Annotated in this window: 5 protein-coding genes; 1 reads left to right on the forward strand and 4 read right to left on the reverse strand. The window is 43.8% G+C overall.

Going from position 1 to position 4,336, the window contains the following annotated elements; translation table 11 throughout:
* Positions 1–86: 86 nt before the first annotated feature.
* From AC3A8L_RS20270 to AC3A8L_RS20285, 4 genes are all read right to left on the reverse strand, one after another.
* Positions 87–902, reverse strand: a complete 816-nt coding sequence (locus AC3A8L_RS20270) for a patatin-like phospholipase domain-containing protein (protein ID WP_487964087.1) — start codon at positions 900–902, stop codon at positions 87–89.
* Positions 903–1,437: 535 nt separating this feature from the next.
* Positions 1,438–1,830 (reverse strand): DCC1-like thiol-disulfide oxidoreductase family protein, encoded by a 393-nt coding sequence (locus AC3A8L_RS20275; protein ID WP_487964088.1) that lies wholly within the window; start codon positions 1,828–1,830, stop codon positions 1,438–1,440.
* Positions 1,827–2,753 (reverse strand): hypothetical protein, encoded by a 927-nt coding sequence (locus AC3A8L_RS20280; protein ID WP_487964089.1) that lies wholly within the window; start codon positions 2,751–2,753, stop codon positions 1,827–1,829. Before AC3A8L_RS20280 ends, AC3A8L_RS20275 begins: the two co-directional genes overlap by 4 nt.
* Positions 2,743–3,264, reverse strand: a complete 522-nt coding sequence (locus tag AC3A8L_RS20285) for a hypothetical protein (RefSeq protein WP_487964090.1) — start codon at positions 3,262–3,264, stop codon at positions 2,743–2,745. Before AC3A8L_RS20285 ends, AC3A8L_RS20280 begins: the two co-directional genes overlap by 11 nt.
* A 360-nt stretch (positions 3,265–3,624) precedes the next feature.
* Here AC3A8L_RS20285 and AC3A8L_RS20290 point away from each other — a divergent pair.
* The coding region (locus AC3A8L_RS20290; protein ID WP_487964091.1) for an FHA domain-containing protein at positions 3,625–4,336 on the forward strand (712 nt) is incomplete at its 3' end.

Raw genomic sequence — 4,336 nt, forward strand, 5'->3', positions numbered from 1 at the left:
CAAAGCTATTAGCGAAGGAAAAACTGGTTAAAAAGTCACCTTGAAAGGGCTGGTTAAAACACTTAAGGAAGATCACAAAGAATAATCTAGGCCATCTTCTCTGTTAGGCGTAGATTATTCTCATGGGTAGCAGCAATAGCACGATTAGGGATACCTGCGCATAGGTAGAAAAAATCTATCAGGGTCGATAAAACCGGAAAGCGTTCAGATCTATTTTTTACAAACAGTATATTGCGATATTCACCATCATATTTAATATTCGCATAAAGATGATTAGCCTCAACACTCACAATGGTTTTTCGCAACTTATTGAAGTCTGCACTAAACATAGAATCAATAAGGCTAGACTGCCCATAATCAAATTGACCATGCAAAAAGGGAACTGAACAGCAAGCACGGCAGACATCTTCAACGGTCATTTCTGGATGTGTTTTTGGGGTAATAATAACAAAACGATTTTTTATTTTGCAAAAAGAATGGCAGCGTAAGTTCTTATCAAAATCGCTGAAGCGTAAATCAAGGAACTGCCGTTCGAAGAAAATCGACAATGTTTGCGTTAACAGTTCGTTACAAAAAAATGCTCGACTTTTATGCTCTCTCAAAAAAATATATTTTAAGAAACGTAAAATACCACCTTTATGTAACTGCCTAACCTGGAGTTCGTATTCACTATATCCTTTAGCATTAAAGCCACCTTCTGTTGCCGCTATATACATAAAGTACGAAACACTGCTGGCAGAGATTAGGTTTATTTCAGCTAACGCCTGTAAACGCTCACGTCCTAACTGGCGCAACATAGGAAACTGCGAAGTCCCATTCGGCCCAGTTCCCGCCAAAGTAACAACATTGCGGGCGCACGCGGGCATACGCTTAATAAATTCACTAATATGCTGATTATCCATAACCTATCCTCGGCTCTTTAGCGTGGTAGTTACTCTCAAAAAAATACAGCGCGGAAGCCATAACTGTTAATGAAAGTCCTTTCATACCTCCCAACATAATAAACCAGTTAACCTTATGGTCAATGACTTCTATGGGCTTATGACAAAAGTGAGTATTCGATCAACAACGATGTAAACTATAATGACCCCAACTGTATAGACACTAAAATTGAAAGGGTCAAGAAAGCCAATGGCATCTATTGGCGAATTATGGCAAGGGAATAATCTTTTAATATCAATTAGCACGCCAAACTAATTAACTTGATTACTAAAGTCGCTAAAATGCGGGGATCGCCTTGGCGCGTAAAAAAACTCATCTCGATCAATAACGCCAAACAAATGACATCAAAAACCTTAAGTTTTCACGTAAAAACTTCTGAGCTTTCAGCCAAGTCGCCAAAGTGTGTAGATCAGAAAAGGTAGGCGTACCTAAAATGCGCCTACGACAAGAAGCCAAATGATATTTTTCAACGAATAGGAAGGGACACTTACCTCCCTAAAGCGGCTTTCTACGAAGCAGCATCAACAAGGCCTTACGGCCGATGACCATAGCGGGGTAAAGGTACTTTACCGTTGTTGCATTGCTAAACAGCATCGCATTGAAGCGATTAAAAGTGTTATGAGGCGTAGAAAGTGTGGCCATCATATGGACCGCCTTATCACCGTAGAACAACTGCCCCTGATAACTCAACAACATGCCATCATTTAAGTTATAGCCTTTGGCTTTTAAGTCTGCCAATAGCAAAGGGTGCTCCCGACAATCGAGTAAAACCACGTCGCCCACTGTCTCACGAAAGCGCACAAAACGAGTGTAGCGTGAGCACACAGGGCAATCGCCGTCATACAATACGTATGTCGCTTTATCGCTGAGATCGCTCAATAGTTTCATAAGAATAGATCTCGCCAAGGGGACTCATAAGCCACCAGCGCCAACATCGATACAAGGTAAGCTAACGACAAGCGCGGATAGCTAGGCGCACTAAAGGTATAACATAATATGCAGATTAACCAACCAAAGCCGATAAAAGGTGCCGCAATATAGGTACTGTGTATAAATGCCAACATCAATAGATGAAATACAATTTGTGCTTTGCGCTGGTTAAAAAAACCAAGTAGCTCTAATACAAATTGAATGGCTAAATTCCACACTGTCACGGCCATGGCCAAAGCGCTGTACAAAGCACCCACGGGCAATACGACACTCGCCACCGATAAAGTCACCGCAGGATTCTGAATAGCACTAATTGTTTGATTGGTCAGTAAGGGCAAATGCGGGTCGACCCCCGCTATCGCTAATAAAAATTGAAAATAGCTTTCCGTCAATAGCGCCATCTCAAAAAAAGAACCGTCCATATACGTTGGCGATAACAACTTTTGAATACATGCGCCAAGCATCGTGAACATTACCAAAAAGCGCGCATTAAAAACTAAAATTTGTTTTTTATAGCCCGTATCATTCGCCCAATGGGCAAACGCTAAAACCCACAACCAGTAAGTCGTTAAAAATTTATGATTCGCGACAGGATGCCAATGTTTAGCCACAATAACACTGGCCAATGCCGCCACTGCAAACCACGCTAAACTACTGCTTAGTAATGGCCGATACAACAACCCCGCCACCAAGAATAATTGAATGACGCGTGTAAATTCTTGATGCGAGTACGGATAAAAAACCAACAGCAGCAATGTTAATAAACTAACAAACTCGTAGGGCGTCCAACGCGCAATCGTGGAATGGCAAGTCTCCACAACGTCATCAACAATACTCAGAATTTTTTTCAGCAAAGACGTTTTTTCCGCATTAGAGTTCACGTTGACTCTCCTTGATAACGACGGGCCTTAAGGTGTTCAACGCACGATCGTAGCGAATCTCCCCGTACTCTACGCGTACAGCCACCAACTCAGCGAGCAAGGTACCTTGAAAATTTAATTTTTTGACCTCACGAGACAAAACTTTGTCTCCCTTTTCGTTTTGAGCATATAAAGGCTGTAAATCTTCGCTATAGCGCCAGCGCAGTGAGGACACGTGCCGCAATAAAACCGCTATATTTTTGTCGCTAGGCTCGGTTGTCACTCGGTACTTCAGTTCACTTATACCCCGCCCTGTTTCCAATATCGGCAAAGACTCCCCAGAACGGTCCACACCAAAAACGTGGATAAAACGTGCGCGCGAGGGGCGATCCCATGCGGCAAACATCCCCATACCGCCACCCTTCCATGTCGACAAATCATAAAAGTGCTGCCTAAGTAATTGATTACCCAAGATCGCAATAGCGATAACGGGAATCACATAGATCAGTCCGCGCTCGACTTTTTTTCGCATTGAATAAAACCCTCTATTTTTCATTGTAATCGTATCGCCCAACACGCCAATGCATACATTGAATTAATCCTTTGCATTTATAATACGCCTCGGTACTTCTTTAGTAAGCCATTATCCCTACGCTTCGTTGAGCGTCAATTTTCGCTTATAGCCCAAAATAAATATCTGCTCATAATGATTAATGAGTAATAAGACGGGAGAAGTTTAATAACTTGCTGAACGCATAAAACCCAAAAATAGTTAAAATTGTCTAAAAAAGGTATTCGTTCCAATCAATTCGGCAAGCCCGCAGTGACGACGGTCACAGACTATGGTTTAATCTCGCCAAGTTATCACGTCTTCATTTTGAGGTGTAAAGCATTGAGCATTCGTGAGTGCGCTCCGACCGTTGTCGAGCGCCCAGACACAAAAGGACCGTTTGTACTGCGCTCATTTGAGCAAGACGAAAGCTACACCATTTCCAACGATACTGTCGTTGGTCGTGAGCTTGACTGCGCAGTGTGCCTTCAGTTTTCCAAAGTATCGCGTTACCACGCCAAGTTTGTTGTTGCCGGGAATAGTCTTCACATTGAAGATTTACAATCCAGTAACGGCACCTACATTAATGGTAAGCGGATCCTCACGCGTACACTCATTTCCATTGGTGATGAAATTACCTTTGGTGATCAGCGCTACCGCATGACGACAGAAAGTGCGGGCCATAGCCAAGCCACGCAACTGTTTGTACCCTCCGGCATTAAACCTCAGAACACCAATGGTGAATCTCTTTTTCAGCCCTCTCTGGTATCGTCAGAGCCCGCCGCGCCGCAACCCAATATCGCCCCCCGGCAAGCGGCCGCATATAGGCAGCCAGTACAACCGGTCGAGCGGCCTACCGCTGAAAATAACCGAGAAGAAACCTCGACCCGCTTATATTCACCGGGCCAAATTATGTCGATGGCCCAACGCAACCTCGACCACCACGCCGATCTAGACATTGGCAGCGGTCCGCGCTTTGTGATACTCACCGCGCCATTGCGAGGGCAAATTTGTAATATTGGCTTGCCAGAAGCCGGTAGCTCACTGTCTGTCG

The organism is Marinagarivorans sp., from assembly GCF_982758155.1.

Coding starts and splice junctions, on each gene's coding strand:
- AC3A8L_RS20270 (WP_487964087.1), bottom strand. CDS start 902: ATGGATAATCAGCATATTAGTGAATTTATTAAGCGTATGCCCGCGTGC.
- AC3A8L_RS20275 (WP_487964088.1), bottom strand. CDS start 1,830: ATGAAACTATTGAGCGATCTCAGCGATAAAGCGACATACGTATTGTAT.
- AC3A8L_RS20285 (WP_487964090.1), bottom strand. CDS start 3,264: ATGCGAAAAAAAGTCGAGCGCGGACTGATCTATGTGATTCCCGTTATC.